The organism is Microvirga sp. P4_G7 (assembly GCF_056401005.1).
Genome location: NZ_JBFUKD010000979.1, coordinates 1 through 1,043, shown reverse-complemented (window position 1 = coordinate 1,043; position 1,043 = coordinate 1). Strand labels below are relative to the sequence as shown.

Sequence of the window (1,043 nt, the reverse complement as noted above, 5' to 3'; positions counted from 1 at the left end):
GCCCATCAGGTCGCGCAGGGCGTCGTCGGCTTCGGCAGCGGCGATGATCGCGTGTCGCATCGCGAGGATCGGGCTGGTCACGGGCGGATCTCCTCGACGAGACACACGAGTTCGCGCCGCGATCCATCGGGATCGCTCGCCGTGCGGATGGCGAAGCGGCGCAATCCCGAGACGAGACGCATCGCCGCCGTCACACCATCGCGGTAGCGAAGTGTGACCTTGTGCGTGAGCGCCTGTTCCGGGCGATCGGCGCGAACGCGCTCGATGCCGGACAACATCTCCATGGCGCCCCACATCTGCGGGCCGAGCGCGTAGGATCGGATCACCCCGCCGAAACCGTCGGGCCGTTCCAGCGGCATTTCGAGAACGAAGCGGCGCGCGCGGGCGCCGATGGACAGCGATTTGGTTTTCATGAGCGCTTTCTGGTCGGCTTGACTCGATGCGGCCATCAGAGTCGGCTGCGTTGAAAGGGTGCGATGAGCGCGAGCGCTTCCGGTGGAAGCCTCTGAGCGCCGATCACGTCGCCGCGGTTCTCGAACCAACGGGCGACGAGGATCTTGGCGGCGAGCCGCAGCGGCTCGGGCACTTCTTCCGGTGTCGCGMCGTGTCCGACAGTGACATCGATGTGGATCCCGTTGCGGGGATGGCCCGGGATGAGGGCGGCATGCGCGAGGAGCCGCGGAGGATCGCTCACGCGGTTCACCTCCACGAGATCGAGGGCGACGTCCTCACTCGCGCCCGTGGAATCGCACAACGCGATGCGCTCGACGGCGATCAGCGGGGACAAGGGCAGACGCAGCGCATTGGCTGGCCAGGCATCCAGGATCACGCGCCAGCGTTGCGCGATCAGGATCCGGCCGGAGACCGCCTCCACCATGAGACGCGCCGCCTTGACGAGACCCGCGATCAGGTCGTCCTCGGTGTCGTCGTCGACGCGCAGGTAAGTCTTCATCTCCGCCAGCGTCACGGGCTCGACGGCGGGGCCTTCGACGAGTATCGAATGCATCGAACAGGAATCCTCTGATCATGAAATGGATCGGCTC

General features: G+C 66.5%; 2 protein-coding genes. Both read right to left on the bottom strand.

Going from position 1 to position 1,043, the window contains the following annotated elements:
• Window positions 1-77 precede the first annotated feature (77 nt).
• Window positions 78-413: a phage head closure protein gene (locus AC1DT3_RS22365; protein ID WP_477467365.1), complete on the bottom strand. Its 336-nt coding sequence runs from the start codon at window positions 411-413 to the stop codon at window positions 78-80.
• A 35-nt stretch (window positions 414-448) separates the two neighbouring features.
• Complete coding sequence (locus AC1DT3_RS22360; RefSeq protein ID WP_477467364.1) at window positions 449-1,006, bottom strand: head-tail connector protein; 558 nt, start codon at window positions 1,004-1,006, stop codon at window positions 449-451.
• Window positions 1,007-1,043: the final 37 nt, after the last annotated feature.

Excerpts from the sequence above, each read along its gene's own strand:
- AC1DT3_RS22365 (WP_477467365.1), bottom strand. The coding sequence starts at position 413 with ATGAAAACCAAATCGCTGTCCATCGGCGCCCGCGCGCGCCGCTTCGTT.